Origin of the sequence: Angustibacter sp. McL0619 (assembly GCF_049994355.1) — a bacterium.
Classification (GTDB): Bacteria; Actinomycetota; Actinomycetes; order Actinomycetales; family Angustibacteraceae; genus Angustibacter.
In genome coordinates, this window is the sequence record NZ_CP188257.1 from 245413 (window position 1) to 262643 (window position 17231).

General features: G+C 73.1%; 20 protein-coding genes and 1 riboswitch. Of the genes, 13 read left to right on the forward strand and 7 right to left on the reverse strand.

Going from position 1 to position 17231, the window contains the following annotated elements:
• Positions 1-44: 44 nt before the first annotated feature.
• Together ACPPVT_RS01220 and ACPPVT_RS01225 are read left to right on the forward strand one after the other, a co-directional pair.
• On the forward strand, positions 45-467 hold the full coding sequence (locus ACPPVT_RS01220; protein ID WP_426564689.1) for a hypothetical protein: 423 nt from the start codon (positions 45-47) through the stop codon (positions 465-467).
• Between the two features lie 44 nt (positions 468-511).
• Positions 512-970 carry a nitroreductase/quinone reductase family protein gene (locus tag ACPPVT_RS01225; RefSeq protein WP_426564691.1) on the forward strand — a complete coding sequence of 153 codons (459 nt, stop codon included), beginning with the start codon at positions 512-514 and terminating at the stop codon, positions 968-970.
• On the opposite strand, the gene ACPPVT_RS01230 is transcribed toward ACPPVT_RS01225, so the two are convergent.
• Positions 967-1245, reverse strand: coding sequence for a DUF4235 domain-containing protein (locus ACPPVT_RS01230; protein ID WP_426564693.1), 279 nt, complete (start codon positions 1243-1245; stop codon positions 967-969). The genes ACPPVT_RS01225 and ACPPVT_RS01230 overlap by 4 nt on opposite strands.
• A gap of 15 nt (positions 1246-1260) precedes the next feature.
• Positions 1261-1419 (reverse strand): hypothetical protein, encoded by a 159-nt coding sequence (locus tag ACPPVT_RS01235; protein WP_426564695.1) that lies wholly within the window; start codon positions 1417-1419, stop codon positions 1261-1263.
• Positions 1420-1460: 41 nt separating this feature from the next.
• Positions 1461-1565, forward strand: a riboswitch (TPP riboswitch).
• Between the two features lie 62 nt (positions 1566-1627).
• On the opposite strand from ACPPVT_RS01235, the gene ACPPVT_RS01240 reads away from it, so the two are divergent.
• The 3 genes from ACPPVT_RS01240 to ACPPVT_RS01250 are packed head-to-tail and all read left to right on the forward strand — an operon-like array spanning position 1628 to position 4795.
• A complete protein-coding gene (locus tag ACPPVT_RS01240) occupies positions 1628-2434 on the forward strand; it encodes an ECF transporter S component (RefSeq protein ID WP_426564697.1) in 807 nt (268 codons plus the stop codon).
• 4 nt (positions 2435-2438) lie between these two features.
• On the forward strand, positions 2439-3995 hold the full coding sequence (locus tag ACPPVT_RS01245; RefSeq protein ID WP_426564699.1) for an ABC transporter ATP-binding protein: 1557 nt from the start codon (positions 2439-2441) through the stop codon (positions 3993-3995).
• Positions 3992-4795, forward strand: coding sequence for an energy-coupling factor transporter transmembrane component T family protein (locus ACPPVT_RS01250; protein ID WP_426564701.1), 804 nt, complete (start codon positions 3992-3994; stop codon positions 4793-4795). Before ACPPVT_RS01245 ends, ACPPVT_RS01250 begins: the two co-directional genes overlap by 4 nt.
• A 266-nt stretch (positions 4796-5061) precedes the next feature.
• On the opposite strand, the gene ACPPVT_RS01255 is transcribed toward ACPPVT_RS01250, so the two are convergent.
• Genes ACPPVT_RS01255 through ACPPVT_RS01265 form a run of 3 tightly spaced genes read right to left on the reverse strand, consistent with a single transcriptional unit; the run spans position 5062 to position 7366 of the window.
• Positions 5062-5367, reverse strand: a complete 306-nt coding sequence (locus ACPPVT_RS01255) for a hypothetical protein (RefSeq protein ID WP_426564703.1) — start codon at positions 5365-5367, stop codon at positions 5062-5064.
• Positions 5368-5396: 29 nt separating this feature from the next.
• Positions 5397-6680: an ATP-binding protein gene (locus ACPPVT_RS01260; protein ID WP_426564705.1), complete on the reverse strand. Its 1284-nt coding sequence runs from the start codon at positions 6678-6680 to the stop codon at positions 5397-5399.
• A complete protein-coding gene (locus ACPPVT_RS01265; protein WP_426564708.1) occupies positions 6680-7366 on the reverse strand; it encodes a response regulator transcription factor in 687 nt (228 codons plus the stop codon). Before ACPPVT_RS01265 ends, ACPPVT_RS01260 begins: the two co-directional genes overlap by 1 nt.
• Before the next feature lie 65 nt (positions 7367-7431).
• Between ACPPVT_RS01265 and ACPPVT_RS01270 the strand changes: the two genes are divergently transcribed.
• The 8 genes from ACPPVT_RS01270 to glsA all read left to right on the forward strand — a co-directional run bounded on the left by ACPPVT_RS01270 (position 7432) and on the right by glsA (position 15751).
• Positions 7432-8022 (forward strand): hypothetical protein, encoded by a 591-nt coding sequence (locus tag ACPPVT_RS01270; protein WP_426564710.1) that lies wholly within the window; start codon positions 7432-7434, stop codon positions 8020-8022.
• A gap of 130 nt (positions 8023-8152) precedes the next feature.
• Entirely contained in the window at positions 8153-8758 is a 606-nt protein-coding gene (locus ACPPVT_RS01275) for a hypothetical protein (protein WP_426564712.1), read from the forward strand.
• Between the two features lie 202 nt (positions 8759-8960).
• The gene (locus ACPPVT_RS01280) at positions 8961-10373 is read left to right on the forward strand and encodes an MFS transporter (RefSeq protein WP_426564714.1); all 1413 of its coding nucleotides are present in this window, start codon (positions 8961-8963) and stop codon (positions 10371-10373) included.
• A gap of 162 nt (positions 10374-10535) precedes the next feature.
• The gene (gene dnaK, locus ACPPVT_RS01285; RefSeq protein ID WP_426564716.1) at positions 10536-12431 is read left to right on the forward strand and encodes a molecular chaperone DnaK; all 1896 of its coding nucleotides are present in this window, start codon (positions 10536-10538) and stop codon (positions 12429-12431) included.
• Positions 12428-13135, forward strand: coding sequence for a nucleotide exchange factor GrpE (gene grpE / locus ACPPVT_RS01290; RefSeq protein WP_426564718.1), 708 nt, complete (start codon positions 12428-12430; stop codon positions 13133-13135). Before dnaK ends, grpE begins: the two co-directional genes overlap by 4 nt.
• A gap of 45 nt (positions 13136-13180) precedes the next feature.
• Complete coding sequence (locus ACPPVT_RS01295; RefSeq protein WP_426564720.1) at positions 13181-14215, forward strand: DnaJ C-terminal domain-containing protein; 1035 nt, start codon at positions 13181-13183, stop codon at positions 14213-14215.
• Positions 14216-14303: 88 nt separating this feature from the next.
• Positions 14304-14690, forward strand: a complete 387-nt coding sequence (locus ACPPVT_RS01300) for a heat shock protein transcriptional repressor HspR (protein WP_426567023.1) — start codon at positions 14304-14306, stop codon at positions 14688-14690.
• 17 nt (positions 14691-14707) lie between these two features.
• Positions 14708-15751, forward strand: a complete 1044-nt coding sequence (gene glsA, locus ACPPVT_RS01305; protein ID WP_426564722.1) for a glutaminase A — start codon at positions 14708-14710, stop codon at positions 15749-15751.
• A gap of 16 nt (positions 15752-15767) precedes the next feature.
• Here glsA and ACPPVT_RS01310 read toward each other — a convergent pair whose 3' ends face one another.
• Both ACPPVT_RS01310 and ACPPVT_RS01315 read right to left on the reverse strand, forming a co-directional pair.
• Entirely contained in the window at positions 15768-16616 is an 849-nt protein-coding gene (locus ACPPVT_RS01310; protein WP_426564724.1) for an NmrA family NAD(P)-binding protein, read from the reverse strand.
• Between the two features lie 33 nt (positions 16617-16649).
• Positions 16650-17228, reverse strand: coding sequence for a protein-L-isoaspartate O-methyltransferase family protein (locus tag ACPPVT_RS01315; RefSeq protein WP_426564726.1), 579 nt, complete (start codon positions 17226-17228; stop codon positions 16650-16652).
• Positions 17229-17231 lie beyond the last annotated feature (3 nt).

The window sequence follows — 17231 nt, forward strand, 5'->3', positions numbered from 1 at the left end:
GGCTGCGCAAGGACTTCTCGCCCGGCTCGTGAGTGGAGCGCGACATGCGACTGGACCACCTGTGCGACGCCGACTGGACCTATGACCTGATCCATTCGGTGGAGCCCTCCGAGCAGGGCGACGGCGCGCTGTACGGGCAGGGAACGGGCTCCCTCACCGGTCGGCTGGCCGGGCAGGCGCAGTGGTCCAACGCGCCACGGCTGCGCGGCGACCACGCCCACCCGGATGCCCGCGGCGTGATCGTCGTCCCCAGCGGACGCAGCGTGCTGTTCCGGTTGACCGGGTTGTCGTCGCTGACCGACGGCCGCGGGGTGCACGTCCTGATGTTCCAGACGGACGACCCGGAGCACGAGTGGCTAAACACCGTGATCGCGGTCGGCGAGGGCAGCATCGACCCGGGCCGCGGGCTCCTTGCGATGCGGTACTACGAGTGCGTCGTCGACCACCTGCCCGACCTGCCCAGCTGAGACGGCGGCCACTATCCTGCGACCAGGCCAGCGAAAGGGTCCGCATGAGCGAGCAGCCGCACTACCGCCGTCCAGGGTGGTTCACCCGCAACGTGTTCAACAGGCTGGTCGCCGGGCTGACCAGCCTCGGCGTCAGCGTGCTGGGCAGCAGGGTGCTCGAGGTGCGCGGTCGCAAGAGCGGGCTGCCACGCCAGGTGCCGGTCAACCTGCTCAGCCTGGACGGCTCGCAGTACCTGGTCTCTGCCCGGGGTAACGGCGAGTGGGTGCGAAACGTGCGGGCGGCGGACGGCGAGCTGGTGCTGCTGCTCGGCAAGCGCCGTGAGCCGAGAGTCGCGACCGAGGTGTCCGACGCCGACAAGGTGCCGATCCTGCGGGCCTACCTGAAGCGGTGGAAGGCGGAGGTCGGCGCGTTCTTCGACGGCGTCGGCCCGGACTCCACGGACGAGCAGATCGCCGCGATCGCCGCCAAGCACCCGGTGTTCCGGCTCGCCGCCAACAGCTAGCTGACCTCTTCCATCTTCGGCGGCAGGTGACCGGTGGAGTGCCGGTAGTAGCTGGCCGCCTTGCGCGCGGCAAGCATCCGGACGACGCCGACCAGGGCGCCGCTGACCACCGCCCACGAGACCGCCTCCGACCAGCTGGTGTCGGGGTTCTCGGGGTTGGCCGGCGGCTCGTTGCCGGTGGCGACCTTCCACCCGTTGGTCAGGATCATCTTCGCGGCGATCCCGGAGAGCACGGCAGCGCCGCCTCCGATGACCTTCCAGCCCACTGCACCCATGTCCGACAGCCTCTCTCAGAGCAGTCCGGCGAGCCACTGCAGGGACGCGACGACCGGTGGCCCGACGACCGGGGCCGTGATGGCGACCAGACCGAGCACGACGAGCAAGGACAGCACGCGGGCGAGCACCGAGGGCCTTCCGGTGCGTGGTCCGCGCATCATCCGCAGCATCATCCGCCGAGTGTGCCACCCCGGGCCCGCGGGTGTAGGTTGAGACGACACGACAGGGGAGCGCCGTGAGGCGCTGAGAGTGCGGGAAACCGCAGACCCTCGAACCTGCTCCGGTTAGCACCGGCGAAGGGAGTCGAGCTTCTCGCCGGTCGTCGGGACGCTGCGGCGTGCCGACGCCCGGTCCCCCTCCATACAAGGAGGGACTTCTCGAATGACTGCACCATCGAAGATCGTCGAACTGCCGACCGGCAAGCGGACGCCGAGCGCACCACCGCGGGTGGCCTTGGCCGTCACGGGCGTCGGGCTGGCGTTCGGCCTCGCGATCTACCTGGTCGGGCTACCGGCCGACGTCATCCTGTTCGGCACCCCGTTGTCCGACCTGTCGCTGCCGACTGGGCTGATCGTGGCCCTGCTCGCCGGCTGGCTCGGCTTCTCGCTGGCCAGCGCGCGGGCGCCTTGGCGTGTGGTCGACCTGGTCGTGGCCGGAGTCCTCGGCGTCGCCGGCGGCCTCCTGTTCGCCGTCTGGAACGCCAACTACGCCGCCATCTCCGGCCCGCTCGGCGCCACGCCCGCCATCGCCCTGCTGGGCGGTGCCTGGCTGCTGCCTGGTGTGCTGGGCGGGATGGTCGTGCGCCGCCCGGGTGCGGCGATCCTGGTCGAGGTCATCGCCGCCGTGGTCGAGGGCCTGATCGGCAGCCAGTGGGGCTTCACGGTCGTCTGGTACGGCCTGCTGGAGGGGCTCGGCGCCGAGATCGTGTTCGCGCTGTTCCTGTACAAGCGCTTCGGGCTGCCCACCGCGATGCTGTCCGGCGCCGTCGCCGGCCTGATCATCGCGCCGGTCGACCTCGTGCTCTCCTACGCGACCCAGAGCGCGGGCTGGAAGCTCGGCTACGTGGTCTGCCTGGTGGTCTCTGGCGCGGTGCTGGCCGGGATCGGCTCGTGGGCGATCACCCGGGGGCTGGCCCGCACCGGTGCCCTGGCGCCACTCGCCTCCGGGCGCTCGGCCAGGCGTGTCTGAGCCGGTGACTGACCGGACCGCTCCGGCCGTGGGCCTGCGGGCCCACGGCTGGGGGTGGCGGCACGCCGGCCGGCTGGCCTGGGCGGTGCGCGACCTCGACCTGGACGTCGCTCCCGGCGAGAGGGTGCTGCTGCTCGGCGCGAGCGGGGCCGGCAAGTCCACCCTGCTCGCGGGCTGCGCGGGGCTGCTCGGCGAGCCCGGACCGCGCGGCCCGGACGGCGTGGCCGAACACGACAACGGCGGCGAGTCGACCGGCCAGCTCACCCTGGACGGCGTCCCCGCGGCGGCTGCGCGGCTGTCCGGCTCGGCGCGGGCCGGGCTGCTCCTGCAGGACCCGGACGCCCAGACCGTGCTGGCGCGCTGTGGCGACGACGTCGCCTTCGGGCTGGAGAACCTCGGCGTTGCGCGCGAGCGGATCTGGCCGCGGGTGGACGAGGCTCTGCGCTCGGTGGGCTTCCGCTACGGTCGCCAGCACCCGACGTCCGACCTGTCCGGCGGCGAGCGGCAACGGCTCGCGCTCGCCGGGGTGCTGGCCATGCGTCCGGGCCTGCTCCTGCTGGACGAACCCACCGCGATGCTCGACCCCCAGGGTGCGCAGCTGCTGAGGGAGACCGTGCGCGACGTGCTGGCCCGCACCGGCGCCACCTGCGTGATCGTCGAGCACCGCGTCGAGCAGTGGCTGGACGTCGTGGACCGGGTCGTGGTGCTCGCTCCCGGCGGCGGGCTGGCCGCCGACGGTACACCGCAGGACGTGCTGGGCCGGCACGGTGCATCGCTTGCCGCACAGGGGGTCTGGGTGCCCGAGCGATACCTGCCGGGTACCGGCGCCGGGCGTCGTCCCCGCCGACCGCGGGACCCGCGGCTGGACGGGACGACGCTGCTGTCCGGCCGCGGACTGGCCGCCGCGCCTGCGGGGGCGGACGTCGTCGTCCGGGACGTCGACCTGGACCTGCGCGCCGGGCGGGCCACCGCGCTGGTCGGCCCCAACGGAGCGGGCAAGACCACCCTCGCGCACGTGATGGCCGGTCTCGCCCGGCCCAGCGCCGGTGCGCTCACCGCGACGGCGGCCCTGGCGCGTGGGCTGTCCGGACCGCCGCACCGCTGGCGCGCCCGGGACCTGGTCACCCGGATCGGCACGGTCTTCCAGGAGCCCCAGCACCAGTTCGTCGCCGCCACCGTGCGCGAGGAGCTGGCCGTCGGTCCCCGCCGGGCTCGCCGGTCCGCCGCGCAGGTCGAGGGCCGGGTGGACGAGCTGCTCACCCGACTGCACCTCGCGCACCTGGCGCAGGCCAACCCCTTCACGCTCAGCGGCGGCGAGCAGCGCCGGCTGTCGGTGGCCACGGCCCTGGCCACCGGCCCGTCGATGCTCGTGCTCGACGAGCCGACGTTCGGTCAGGACTCGCGGACCTGGGCTGAGCTCGTGGACCTGCTGCGCGAGCTGCTGGACGACGGCACCGGGGTGCTCGCGGTGACCCACGACGAGGCGCTGGTGCGCGCCTTGGCGGACGAGGTGCACGAGCTGCCCGGGCCGCTGGCCCCGTCTCAGGCGGTGTCCGCGTGACCGCTATCTCGTTGCAGCGCAGCCACTTCGACGCCACCGCCCCTCTGGCCCGCGCCAACCCGGTGGCCAAGCTGGCGGCGTCCACGGTGATCGCGTTCGGCCTGCTGCTCAGTGTGGACGTCGTCACCGCCGGCACCGCGCTGGCGTTGGAGCTGCTGGTCCTGCCGTTGGCCGGGCTGACGTTCGCGGCGTTGGTGCGCCGTTCTGCGATCGTTCTGCTGGGCGCCGTCCCGGCGGGGCTCGCCGCGGTGCTGTTCGGGGTGGACTCCGGGGCGACCCTGGTCGATCTCGGCCCGATCAGCATCACGCAGGGGTCGCTGGCCTCAGGCGTGGCGATCAGCCTGCGGATCCTGGCGATCGGGCTGCCCGGGATCATCCTGCTGTCGACGACCGACCCGACCGACCTGGCAGACGGTCTGGCCCAGGTGCTGCGGCTGCCTTCGCGGGTGACGCTGGCGGCGCTCGCGGCAACCCGGCTGTTCGGTGTGATGGCGGCGGACTGGCGCTCGATGTCGTTGGCCCGCAGGGCCCGTGGCCTCGGTGGGGACGGCCCGGTCAGCGCGGCGCGGTCCGCGTTCGGCAAGGTCTTCGCGCTGCTGGTGCTGGCGATCCGGCGAGCGACCGTGCTGGCCACCACGATGGAGTCGCGTGGGTTCGGCACCGGGCAGCCGCGCACCTGGGCCCGGGAGAGCCGACTGGGCTGGCTCGACGCCGTGGTGGTGGCCGGTGCGCTGCTGCTGGTCAGCGTGGCGATCGCGGCCGGCGTCGCGGCGGGCACCTGGCAGCTGCTGCTGTCTTGACCTGGACTTGAGGCTCGCTGGGGGCGCGCATAGCGCAGCCCACGCGAATGTGTGCTCGTCCAGGTCCAACGAGCAAGGAGTTCCTCATGATCCGTCCCCGCCTCGGCGCCGTCGTCGCCGCTTCCGCCACTCTGGCGGTCAGCGGTCTGGCCTACGGCATCGCCTCTTCCTCCGCCGCAACGCCCACCAGCTCGGCGTCCTCGTCCACCGCGAGCCCGTCGGCCTCGCCGTCCGACTCGCCCACCGGATCACCCACCGCCACGGCGTCACCGACGCACACCGGTGCCACCGAGGCCGTGCACCACCACCGCCGGGGACAGGGTCGCGGCGCCGACGGCGCGGACGACCCGGCCGGTCACGACGCCGGTGACGACCACGGTGACGACGCCGGCGGTCACGGTGCGGACGACCCGGCCGGTCACGACGCCGGTGACGACCACGGTGACGACCGCGGCGGCGACCGCGGTGGCGACGACAGCAGCGGCCGCAGCGGTAGCGGCCACAGCGGCAGCGGCCACGACGGCAGCGGCCACGACGCTGGCGACGACCACGGCGGCGACAGCGGCGGCCACGGCAGCGACGACTGAACGTGCGGCCTGAGTCAGCCCGCCGGCGGGGCGAACGTCACCACGACGTTCGCTCCGCCGCCGCGTGCCGGTTGCAGTACCAGCGATCCACCTGCCGACTCGGCGACCCGCCGGGCGATGTCCAGGCCCAGCCCGCTCGATCCGGCACCGCTCGCCCCGCGTTGCACGACCGAGTCGTCCGGCACGCCCGGGCCCTGGTCGCGCACCTGCAGCCGGACGAGCCCATCGGCCCGATCGAGCCGGACGTCGAAGCCGGCCCCTTCGGGGGTGTGCGCGAACACGTTGTCGACGAGCACGTCCACGACGTCCGCGAGCTCGCCGGCGTCGACCGCGGCCGGCATCGGCCGCAGCGCGACGTCCAGCTTCACCGAGCGACCCTGCTCTTCGGCCAGCGCGGACCAGAACGCGATCCGCTCGCTGACCACGGTGGCCGCGTCGCAGCGCGAGTCGATCGTGCCGAGCACCGGACGCCGAGCATCGCGGACGATGGCGTCCACAGTGCGCTGCAGCTGGTCGACGTGGTCGCGCAGCCGGGCCGCCGAGGCCTCGTCCGGCACCCCGTCCACGTCCAGTCGCAGCGCGGTGACCGGGGTGCGCAGCCGGTGCGACAGGTCTGCCACCGCCTCGCGCTCCAGCACCAGCAGCTCGCCGATCCGGTCCGCCAACCGGTTCAGGGCGTGTCCGAGCTCGGCGACCTCCGGCGGTCCCGAGACGGCCGCGCGGGTGTCCAGCGCGCCGTCCCGCAGTCGGTGCGCGACCTCGGCCAGGTCGGTGACCGGCGCGCTGACCCGCCGTCCGAGCCGTCGGGCGACCAGCAGCGAAGCGAGCAGCAGGACGGCACCGAGCCCGACCAGGCTCGCCCACGCGGCGGCCAGTCCGTGGTGCAGCTCGGCGCCGCTGACTGCGGTGCGCACCACGGCGGTGCCGTCGGCCGTCACCACCGGGACGAGCACCTGCGCGCCACCACCCGCGCGTGCTGTGAAGGCCTGGCCGTCGCGGGCTCGCGCGAGGTCGGCCGCGGGCTGCGTCGGCTCGGCGACGCCGACCACCGTGCCGTCCGGCTGCAGCACCGACGTGGTCAGCGGCGACCGCTGGTCGTTCAGCGCGACGAGCTGGGCGAGCTGGTCCGGGTCGTCGACGGTGGCGACCAGCGCCGCGACGGACTGCGCCTCCTGGTTGGCGCTCGCCAGCGCGCGGTCCTCGGACAGCGTGCGCACCAGCAACCCGAGGGGGATCAGGAATGCCAGCACGACCGCTGACGTGGTGGCCACGACCAGCCACGCGATCTGCCGTCGCATCAGAGGTCCTGCGGTGGCCGCAGCGCCACGCCCACCCCGCGCACGCTGTGCAGGTAGCGCGGCTCGGCGGCGCTCTCGCCCAGCTTGCGACGCAGCCACGACAAGTGGACGTCCACGGTGCGGTCGCCGCCACCGTAGGCCTGGCGCCACACCTCGGCCAGCAGTTCGCGCTTGCTGACCACCTCGCCGGACCGGCTGGCGAGCAGCGCCAGGACGTCGAACTCTTTGCGGGACAGCTCGATCGGCCTGCCGTCCAGGCTCACCTGTCGGGTGCGTGCGTCGATCGTCAGGCCGCCGACGACCAGCGCCTCGGTGACCGGTGCGGCGCCCGAGCGGCGCAGCACCGCGCGCAGCCGCGCCTCGACCTGGTCGACCCCGAACGGCTTGGCGACGTAGTCGTCCGCCCCGCCGTCCAGGGCCCGGATGACGTCCGCGTCGTCGTCGCGCGCGGTGATCACGATGACCGGCACGTCGCTGACCGCACGCAGCATGGCCAGCACCTGCAGCCCGTCCACGTCGGGCAGTCCCAGGTCGAGCAGCACGACGTCGGGTCGGTCGTCCACGGCCTGCTGCAGCCCGTCCATGCCGCGCGCGGCGCTCGCGACGGCGTGGCCGCGCTCGCCGAGGCTGCGCACCAGGGCGGACCGGATGCCCGCGTCGTCCTCGACCACCAGGATCGTCGCCACCTGCGCACGGTATCCGTTCGGGGCCGTCGCCACGGCTCGGCGCCGTCGGGTGCGAGGCTGGTGCCGTGAGCGGGCGTCGAGTGGCAGCGATGGTCGCGGCCTGGGTGGCCGTGGTCGCCCTCGCGTCGTCGCTGGCCTGGTTCGCCATCGAGCGGGCGGGGCGGGAGGTGCTCGCCGGGCCGTCGGTCGGCCTCTCGGTGGACGACGGTGGGTCGTCGACGGCGGCACCGGGCGTGACGACCACCAGCGAGCCGACGCCCGGCCCGACGTCCTCGAGCCGGCCCGCCAACGGGGCCGGCGGGCAGACCTCGAGCGGCTCGAAGACACCTGGCGGGACGCCCACCCGGCCCGCGCAGGTCTCGGTGGATCGCAGCGTGCAGGTCACCGGAGGCTCGGTGGGTGTGCGGTGCACCGGACCGACGGCGCGGCTGCGCTACGCCCAGCCCACCAGCGGCTACACCGTCAGCGTCAAGGACACCGGGCCGCAGCGCGTCGAGGTGGAGTTCACCAGCCCGGCTCGAGGCACCCGGGTTCGCGCCGAGTGCTCCGGTGGCACGCCCGAGTTCACCAGCGACCCGCGTTCCGGCAGCGGTGGTGGTGGCGGGGACGACGGCGGCGGCGGATCCGGGGGTTCGGGCGGCTCGGGCAAGGGCTGAGCGCCGCGACAGCCATCGACATCCATCGGTGACGACCGCGAAACCTCCTCGCAACGCGCGCAAGGCAGGTTGGGGTGCGACACTACGGGCCAGGGGGCGGTCCCGAACCGGACCTACCCGGAGGACGCAGATGACCGTCGCGCCGCAGCTGACCCGCTCCGACTCCCGAGCCGCCCTGTCGCTGGCCCGCCGACCATGGTCGGTGCCGACCTGCGCCGGCGCCGTCGTGGTCCGCGGCACGCTGCCGGGTGACCTGGCGGCGGTGGCGCTGCTGCACGGACGCTGCTCGGCGCCGACCCTGCTGCAGCGCTACCTCAAGGGCGGACGGGCGCCCTCGCTCACGACGCTGAGCAAGCTGCTGCACCGTCCGCTCGTGGTGGCCGCTTTCGCCCCGGACGGCGGTGCGGTCGCGCTCGCCTCGGCCACCCGGGCCGGTCTGGACGCCAAAGGCGAGTCCGAGCCGGCCACCACCTTGCAGCTCGGGCTGCTGGTCCGCGACGACTGGCAGCAACGCGGGGTCGGGCGTGCGCTGGCCGCCCACCTGGCCGCGTCCGCGCAGCTGCTGGGCTTCCGCGAGCTCGTCGCCGACGTGGCCTCGCAGGGCCTGCCGCTGCGCCGCATCCTGGACGGCATCGGCTCGACCCGCTCGCAGCGCAACCCGCTGGGTTCGCGGCTGCGCACCCGGCTGGACGACGCCGTGCTGGTCGGGCTGGGTCCGGTCAGGCTCGCCAGCTGACGCCCCAGCCGACGCCCCAGCCGACGCCCCACGCGAGCACCCGACGCCGACCATCATCGTCCGCCCGACAGGAGCGGATGCGTCTCGCGGACTCGCCTGAGCACGCGCCCGTCGCAACATCCTCGATCAGTCCTGTCGGTACGACGCGTCCGCGGCCGGCCCGTTTGACTTCACGTCGACTTGAAGTTGCACCATCGTCGCTATGAGCTCCTCCCTCGCGCCGGCCGCGGCCCCCGTCCCCGCCGACGAGCGGCTGCTCTCCCGGTCCCGACTTCCGCTGGTGGTCGGCGCGCTCGCGCTGGTCACCCTCGGCGCGCTGGAGAACCGCGCGGTCGCAACGGTTCTGCCCACCGTGCTGGGCGAGCTGCACGAGGTCCAGGCGTTCGGGCTGGTCAGCGCCGCCCCGCTGGCCACGTACCTTGTCGCGCTCGCCGCGGCGGGTTGGTGGTCCGATCGCAGCGGGCCTTCGCCGACGTTGCGTGCCGGGGTGCTGACATTCGCCGCGGCGCAGCTGCTCGTCGGCCTGGCGCCGACCCTGCCTGTCGTGGTCGCCGGCCGGCTGCTCAGCGGCTTCGCCGAAGGTCTGCTGGACGTCGGCGTGATCGTGCTGGTCGCACGCGCCCTCGACGAGAGGTTCCGCCCGCAGATGATGGCGCTGTTCGCCGGCGCCTGGATCCTGCCGTCGGTGCTCGGCCCGATGGTCGTCGGGCTGGTCACCGTCGCGTTCGGCTGGCGCTGGGTGTTCCTCGGCGCCGTCGTGGTGCTGCCGCCCGTCTGGTTGGTGCTGCGCCCAGCGCTGCGGCTGGCGAGCAGTCCCGCGGGACCCGCCTCCGCGGGCGCCACGGCCGGCGACGACGTCCCGTTGCGAGTCGTGCTGCCGTGGGCGCTGCTCGCCGCGGCGGCGCTGGTGGCGCTCAACGTGGCCGGGGAGCAGGCCTCGTCCGCTCCCCGGCTGGCGGTCGTCGCGGTGCTGGTGGCGACCGCGGCGCTGGCAGTCAGCGCCCGCCGACTGCTGCCGCGCGGGACGCTGCGTGCCGCCTGCGGCATCGGTGGCGTGGTGGCGCTGCGGTCCGCGGTCACGGCGGCGTTCATGGGGATCGGTGGCTTCCTGCCGCTGATGCTGGCGACGCTGCATCACCTCGGCCCGGCCGCCGCCGGGATCAGCCTCAGCATCACGGGCGTGATGTGGTCGTTGGGTTCCGCCCTGCAGAGCAGGCTGGCCGCTCGCCCCGGCCTGGTGCTGCACACCGGTTTCGCGGCGCTCGCAGGCGGACTCGCGGTCAGCGCGCTGCTGGTCTGGACCGACCTGCCCGTCGTCCTCGGACTGGCCGGCTGGGCGGTCGCCGGGCTGGGGATCGGCATGACGACGTCCACGCTGTCCGTGCTCACCCTGGCGGTCTCGGACGACGCGAGCCAGGGCCGCAACAACGCGGGCGCCCAGATGGCCTCAGGGATGTCCGGCGCCGTCTTCTTCGCGCTGGCGGGTGCGGTGCTGGCTGTAGCGGGTCCGGACCGCGCGGCCTTCCGGCTGATCACCGCCGCCGCAGTGGCGGTCGCCGTCCTCGGGCTGGTCGGCGCCCGGCGTGCGCTGTGCGCCGTCCCCTGTCCTGCCTGACCTGCGGGAATGCTCGTCTCAAACCACGGGTTGAGTCAAGTGTGCTCAAGTTTGGCCGCACGGATTTGACAGTCGAATCCAGACCGGCGCAGACTTGAGCCAAGCAGACTCAAGGTGGCCCGCGGCAGTCAGCCGCGCCCCAGATCCACGAGGAGAGCACTGATGGCACGAGCGGTCGGCATCGACCTGGGCACGACGAACTCCGTCGTGTCCGTCCTGGAGGGCGGCGAGCCCACCGTCATCGCGAACGCCGAGGGTGGCCGCACCACGCCGTCCGTCGTCGCGTTCGCCAAGAACGGTGAGGTGCTGGTCGGCGAGATCGCCAAGCGCCAGGCCGTCACCAACGTCGACCGCACGATCCGGTCCGTCAAGCGCCACATGGGCAAGGACTGGCACGTCGAGATCGACGGCAAGAACTACACCCCGCAGGAGATCAGCGCCCGCATCCTCGGCAAGCTGAAGCGGGACGCCGAGAGCTACCTCGGCGAGGACGTGACCGACGCGGTCATCACCGTCCCGGCGTACTTCAACGACTCCGAGCGCCAGGCCACCAAGGAGGCCGGGGAGATCGCCGGCTTGAACGTCCTGCGCATCATCAACGAGCCGACCGCCGCCGCCCTCGCCTACGGGCTGGAGAAGGGCAAGGAGGACGAGCTCATCCTCGTCTTCGACCTCGGCGGCGGCACGTTCGACGTCTCCCTGCTCGAGGTGGGCAAGGACGAGGACGACTTCTCCACCATCCAGGTGCGCTCCACCAGCGGCCACAACGACCTCGGTGGCGACGACTGGGACCAGCGCATCGTTGACCACCTGCTCCAGCAGGTGAAGATGGGCTACGGCATCGACCTGGGCAAGGACAAGATCGCCATGCAGCGCCTGCGTGAGGCGGCCGAGCAGGCGAAGAAGGAGCTGTCCAGCTCCACCGCCACCAACCTGTCGCTGCAGTACCTCTCGATGACCGAGAACGGCCCGATCCACCTGGACGAGCAGCTCACCCGCTCGCAGTTCGAGCAGATGACCTCCGACCTGCTCGAGCGCACCAAGGCGCCGTTCCACCAGGTGATCGCCGACGCCGGCATCGAGCTGAAGGAGATCGACCACATCGTGCTGGTCGGCGGCTCGACCCGGATGCCCGCGGTCAGCGCGCTGGTCAAGGAGCTGACCGGCGGCCAGGAGCCCAACAAGGGCGTCAACCCGGACGAGGTCGTCGCCGTCGGCGCCGCCCTGCAGGCCGGGGTCCTGAAGGGCGAGCGCAAGGACGTCCTGTTGATCGACGTCACCCCGCTGTCGCTGGGCATCGAGACCCAGGGCGGTCTGATGACCAAGCTCATCGAGCGCAACACGGCCATCCCGACCAAGCGCAGCGAGGTGTTCACCACGGCGGCCGACAACCAGCCGTCCGTGACCATCCAGGTCTTCCAAGGCGAGCGCGAGATGACCCGCGACAACAAGCCGCTGGGCACCTTCGACCTGACCGGGATCGCCCCGGCGCCGCGCGGCATGCCGCAGATCGAGGTCACCTTCGACATCGACGCCAACGGCATCGTGCACGTGTCCGCCAAGGACCGCGGCACCGGCAAGGAGCAGTCGATGACGATCTCCGGCGGGAGCGCGCTGCCGAAGGAAGAGATCGAGCGGATGATCAAGGACGCCGAGGCGCACGCCAGCGAGGACAAGCAGCGCCGCGAGGAGGCCGAGGCCCGCAACCAGGCCGAGCAGCTCGTCTGGTCGACCGAGAAGTTCGTCAAGGACAACGACGACAAGATCCCCGCTGAGCCGAAGGGGGACGTCGAGAAGGCCGTCACCGATCTCAAGGACGCCCTGGCGTCCAACGCGTCCACCGACGACATCAAGGCCAAGACCGAGGCGCTCGCCACGGCCAGCCAGGCGATCGGCCAGGCAATGTACGCGGCCGAGCAGGCTTCGGCCGCCGAGGCTCCGACCGGCGACGCCGGCCCCGCGGGCGAGCCCGCCGCGGACGACGACGTGGTCGACGCCGAGGTCGTGGACGACGAGGTCGTGGACGACGAGTCCGCGGACGGACAGGCCAAGGCATGACCGACGGCCCCCTGGGCGGTCGGCCGTTCGCGGACGACGGGAGCGAGCCTCCCGTCGTCCGCGACAAGCGGCGGATCGACCCGCAGACCGGTCGCGTCCGTGACACCGGTGGGTCGGATGCGGCAGCGTCGGAGCACCCCCAGCCGCAGGTCAGCGGCGAGATGGCCAACGAGACCGAGGTCGAGCTGGGCTTGGAGGACAAGGCCTCCGGACCGACCCTGGACGTCGACCCGGACGCCGACCCAGCCGGTCCGGCAGTCGACCTGGCCGTCGAGCGGCTGGCCGACCTGCAGCGGCTGCAGGCCGAGTACGTGAACTATCGCAGGCGCGTCGAGCGGGACCGGGACGTCGCGCGCGACCTGGCCGTCGCGTCGATCCTGGAGTCGCTGCTGCCGGTGATGGACGACCTGCACCTGGCTCGCCAGCACGGCGACCTGGAGAGCGGGCCGTTCGCGTCGGTGGCCGACAAGATCGAGGCCATCCTGTCCCGCGCGGGGCTGGAGCGGTTCGGCGAGGTCGGCGAGGCGTTCGACCCGGCGGTGCACGAGGCGCTGATGCACGTGCAGGCCGAGCTCGCGGCCGGCACCGAGGTCACCACCGTCGTCCAGGTCCTCCAGCCGGGGTACCGGGCCGGCGAGCGGGTGCTGCGGGCCGCACGAGTGGCCGTCGCCGATCCGCAGGATCCTTCGGCCGCAACCGAATAGGTTCGACGTACGACCCGACAGCGTCCAGCACGAGAGGAGGGCACCGTGGCAGGCGGTCAGGACTGGTTCGAGAAGGACTTCTACGCCACGCTCGGTGTCGCCAAGGACGCCGACGCCGCGGCGATCAAGAAGGCGTACCGCAAGCTGGCTCGCCAGTACCACCCGGACGCCAACGACGGTGACGACACCCGCTTCAAGGAGATTGGCGAGGCCTACTCGGTGCTCTCCGACCCCGAGCAGCGCCAGCAGTACGACGCCATCCGCACGATGTCGCACGGCGGCGCCCGGTTCGCACCGGGCGGCGCAGGCGGCCCGGGCTTCGAGGACCTGCTGGGCGGCCTGTTCGGCGGCGCCGGCCCGACCGGCCAGCGCGCGAGCTTCGACAGCAGTGGCATCGACCTCGAGGAGCTGCTTCGCGGCATGGGTGCCGGCCCGGGCATGGGCGGTGCCCCGGGGGGCCGCGGCGGGCGCAGCTTCAGCGGCTTCGGCACCCGCGGGCCCCGGCGGGGTGCGGACGTCAAGGCGACGACGACGCTGCCGTTCCGGGACGCGGTGATCGGTTCGACCGTCACCCTGGGCACGCCGCAGGGCCGCACGGTAACCGCGCGGATCCCGGCCGGCGTCAAGGACGGTCAGACGATCCGGTTGCGCGGCAAGGGTTCCGACGGTGACCCGGGCGCGCCGGCGGGCGACCTGCTGATCCAGGTGTCGGTCTCGGCCGACCCGGTCTTCGGCCGCCAGGGCGACGACCTGACGGTGACCGTGCCGGTGACCTTCGCCGAGGCCGCGCTGGGCGCCCAGATCGACGTGCCCACGATGGGCCAGGACGGCGCCGTCTCGACGGTTCGGGTCAAGGTGCCGGCCGGCACGCCGTCCGGTCGCACGCTGCGGGTCAAGGGCCGCGGGGTGCAGCGGTCGGGCACTCCGGGCGACCTGCGGGTGACCGTGCAGGTCGCGGTGCCGCAACGGCTCACCGACGACGCCCGGGCTGCGGTCGAGGCCTATGCCGGGGCGACCGCGGCAGAAGACCCGCGGGCCGACCTGATGGCCAAGGTGCGCGCCGGCGGGACCGGAGCCTGACGTGAGCGAGGGTGCGGGCCGGCAGGCGCGGGTCGAGCTCGACCTCGGCGACACCACCCCGGTGTTCGTGATCTCGGTGGCGGCCCAGATGGCGGGCATGCACCCGCAGACGCTGCGCCAGTACGACCGGCTCGGCCTGGTCTCGCCGGACCGCACGCGTGGCCGCGGCCGGCGCTACTCGGCCCGCGACGTCGCCACGCTGCGCCAGGTGCAGCGGCTGTCCCAGGACGACGGCGTCAGCCTGGCCGGGATCAAGGCGATCCTCGAGCTCGAGCACCAGGTCGCCGCGCTGCGCGCACGGGTCGCCGAGCTGACCGCGGAGCTCGACGCCGCGCACGACGCGGCCGGCCTGAGCCGGCGGGTGTTCGCCGCCGGGCCGACCGGTGACGTCGTCTCGGTGCGCCCCGGACGGCGTCCCGACCGGTCGGCGTTCGGCCTGACCTCTGCCCTCGTGGTCTGGCGCCCGCACCCGTAGGGCTGCTCGAATGCAGCATGACCAAGCTGTCGATGCACGAGAGCCTTCCCTTCGACGAGGTGACCAGCCCGCCGCTGGTGTCCACCGGTGAGCTCCCTCGGCCGGACGACGTCCAGGCCGTCGTGACGCAGGCCTACGAGCGCTACCGGACCAACACGGACGGGGTTGTCGCCGACTACATCCCGGCCTTGGCGCAGGCGTCGCCGGACCTGTTCGGAATCAGCGTCGTCGGGGCCCGTGGCGGGTCCTTCGAGATCGGCGACATCGACACGGTCTTCTCGATCCAGAGCGTGTCCAAGCCGTTCGTCTTCGCGCTCGTCTGCGCGCAGGTGGGCTACGAGTCCGCACGCCAGCGGCTCGGCGTCAACAGCACGGGCCTGCCCTTCGACTCGCTGATGGCGGTCGAGCTGAACGTCGACCGCACGATGAACCCGCTGGTCAACGCCGGGGCGATCGCGACGACCAGCCTCGTGCCCGGCGCCACGGCGGAGCAGAAGTTCGAGCGGGTCCGCGAGGGGCTCTCGCGCTTCGCCGGCCGGGAGCTGTCCCTGATCCAGGCCGTCTACGAGTCCGAGGCGGCGTCGAACATGCGCAACCAGGGCATCGCGCACCTGCTGGAGAGCTACGGCCGGCTCTACTTCGACGCGGACGACGCCACCGACGTGTACACCCGGCAGTGCTCGCTGGGGGTGACCGTGCACGACCTTGCGGTGATGGCGGCCACGCTGGCGGACGGCGGCGTGAACCCGCTCACCGGTGAGCGGGTGGTGGCGCAAGGGGTCTGCCGCCGGGTGCTCGCCGTGATGGCCACCGCCGGGCTGTATGAGCTGTCCGGCGACTGGCTGTACGAGATCGGCGTGCCCGGCAAGAGCGGGGTCAGCGGCGGCATCGTCACCGTCTCCCCCGGCAAGGGCGGGTTGGCCACGTTCTCACCGCCGCTGGACTCGGCGGGCAACAGCGTGCGGGGGCAGCTCGTCACGAAGTACCTCTCGGAACGCCTGGGGCTCAACCTGTTCGCGTCCGAACCCGTCGAAGGGGAACCGCAGCCGGCGGCGTGGTGACCGGCGGACCGGAAGGTCAGCGACCGACCTGGGCGTGCAGCACGTCTTCCAGACTTCGGGCGGGATGGCCGGTGAGCCGCTCGACGTCGTCGCTCACGGCCCCGATCTCACCGGTCGCGATGGCCAGGTACGAGGTCACCCAGCCGTCCACCTCGAACTGCGGCGCCCCGTAGTGCGCCCGGGACGCGTATGCCTGCTCGACCGTCTCGTTCTCGAAGCGGACGTCGCGCCCGGTCACTTCGCTGACCGTTGCCGCCACCTCGGTCAGCGTGAGCGCCTGCGGCCCGGTCACCGCGTAGGCGACTCCGTCGTGCGCTGCTGACTCGTCGGACAGCACGGCGACCGCGACGTCCGCGACGTCGTCCTGCGCCACCACACTGACCCGCCCGTCAGCAGCCGGGCCTCGGATCGCGTCGTCCGCGCCGACCATCGGCAGCATGAAGTCGGCGTACAGGCTGTCCCGCAGGAACGTGTGGCGCACCCCGGTGCCGATGATGTGCTGCTCGGTGTGCCAGTGGTCGCGACCGAAGGTGAACGTGCAGTCCGGGGCGGCACCGAGGAACGACAGGTAGACGATGCGCTGCACCCCACCGCGCACCGCGGCGTCCACGGCCGTGAGGTGCTCCGCCACCCGGTTGCGGGACTCGCGACCGGAGACCAGGAACAGCGTGTCGCAGCCGTGCAGCGCTGCGTTCATCGCCTCCGCGTCCGCGTACTCGGCGGGCGAGCCCGCCTCGGCGCCCGGCAGGTCCGGGAAGCGGCTCGGGTCGCGGCCGACCAGGCGCAGCGAAACGCCCTGCGCGGCAAGGGTCCGAGCGACGCGTCCACCGATGGTTCCGGTGCTGCCGGTGACGGCGGTGAGCATGCGGGCTCCTTCTCGGTTGGCGGTGTGGTCGGGTCAGCGCAGCGGCACGAAGCGGTAGTTGCCGTACCAGTGCACCTCGTTGCCGTCCGGGGCACAGCAGATCCGGGCCATCCGGCCCGCCACCGGGCAGACCATCACGCCGTCCGGGGTGAGCTGGTCGACGAGCTCGTCCGGGATCGCGTTCGCGGCGGCGGACACCAGCACCCGGTCGAACGGCGCGCCCACCGGCCAGCCCAGCCGACCCGGCTCGGCCCGCTGGATCCGCGTCCAGGGCAGCTGGTGGGCGGCGAGGTTGGACGCGCCCCACAGGGCGAGGTCCGGCTCGAGCTCGACCCCGACCACCTCGCCGACCGGCCCGACCAGGTAGCCGAGCAGCGCCGTCGTCCAGCCTGAGCCGGAACCGACGTCCAGCACCCGGTGGCCGGGCGCGACGTCCAGCAGCCGCAGCATGCGTCGCACGGTGGACGGTTGCGACGACGTCTGCCCGTAGCCGATCTCCAACGGCTGGTCCTCGTGGGCGTGCGGCTGCTGCGCCCTGGGCAAGAACCCGGTGCGCGGCGCGGATGCGAAGGCTCGGTCGACGGCCTCCGGCGCGGTGGCCCGATCGTGCACGCC

Coding starts and splice junctions, on each gene's coding strand:
- dnaK (WP_426564716.1), top strand. CDS start 10,536: ATGGCACGAGCGGTCGGCATCGACCTGGGCACGACGAACTCCGTCGTG.
- ACPPVT_RS01280 (WP_426564714.1), top strand. CDS start 8,961: ATGAGCTCCTCCCTCGCGCCGGCCGCGGCCCCCGTCCCCGCCGACGAG.
- glsA (WP_426564722.1), top strand. CDS start 14,708: ATGACCAAGCTGTCGATGCACGAGAGCCTTCCCTTCGACGAGGTGACC.
- ACPPVT_RS01260 (WP_426564705.1), bottom strand. CDS start 6,680: ATGCGACGGCAGATCGCGTGGCTGGTCGTGGCCACCACGTCAGCGGTC.
- ACPPVT_RS01275 (WP_426564712.1), top strand. CDS start 8,153: ATGACCGTCGCGCCGCAGCTGACCCGCTCCGACTCCCGAGCCGCCCTG.
- ACPPVT_RS01310 (WP_426564724.1), bottom strand. CDS start 16,616: ATGCTCACCGCCGTCACCGGCAGCACCGGAACCATCGGTGGACGCGTC.
- ACPPVT_RS01300 (WP_426567023.1), top strand. CDS start 14,304: ATGGCGGGCATGCACCCGCAGACGCTGCGCCAGTACGACCGGCTCGGC.
- ACPPVT_RS01225 (WP_426564691.1), top strand. CDS start 512: ATGAGCGAGCAGCCGCACTACCGCCGTCCAGGGTGGTTCACCCGCAAC.
- ACPPVT_RS01235 (WP_426564695.1), bottom strand. CDS start 1,419: ATGATGCTGCGGATGATGCGCGGACCACGCACCGGAAGGCCCTCGGTG.
- grpE (WP_426564718.1), top strand. CDS start 12,428: ATGACCGACGGCCCCCTGGGCGGTCGGCCGTTCGCGGACGACGGGAGC.
- ACPPVT_RS01240 (WP_426564697.1), top strand. CDS start 1,628: ATGACTGCACCATCGAAGATCGTCGAACTGCCGACCGGCAAGCGGACG.
- ACPPVT_RS01230 (WP_426564693.1), bottom strand. CDS start 1,245: ATGGGTGCAGTGGGCTGGAAGGTCATCGGAGGCGGCGCTGCCGTGCTC.
- ACPPVT_RS01220 (WP_426564689.1), top strand. CDS start 45: ATGCGACTGGACCACCTGTGCGACGCCGACTGGACCTATGACCTGATC.